Here is a 324-nt window from a genome sequence, read left to right as displayed (position 1 = left end):
GTGCTGGAGCGTCAGTTGTTTTCTGTACGCATTCAATCTCCGCTCGCGCAAACGATCCGATCAATCGGCATGGGCTTGGTAGGTGGGCTGATTGTTTCGGTGCTGGCGGGAGGCTTGGGCATCGTCGTACAGGTGCCCTCCCTCTGGATTCTCTGGATTTTGGCCGTCTGTCTCGCATTGATCAAATTGCGCTTTCTCTGCTTTGCCTACGCGGCCGGCCTGCTTACGATTCTGCACGGGATCGCGCGGGTCTTTCCTGAAGGGGCGGGCGATCAGGGGTTAGGCATGCTCCTGAGTTGGCTGCGGGATGCCGATCCTGTGCCA

General features: G+C 58.6%; 1 pseudogene. It reads left to right on the top strand.

Annotated elements, in window-relative coordinates:
* Positions 1 to 324, top strand: a pseudogene (locus MXD62_RS10805) (PDZ domain-containing protein); the annotation flags it as partial.

This window comes from Frankia sp. Mgl5 (assembly GCF_023242985.1).
Classification (GTDB): domain Bacteria; phylum Actinomycetota; class Actinomycetes; order Frankiales; family Frankiaceae; genus Parafrankia; species Parafrankia soli.
The sequence above is the reverse complement of the archived record's forward strand: the minus strand, read 5'-3'. Positions and strand labels throughout refer to the sequence as shown.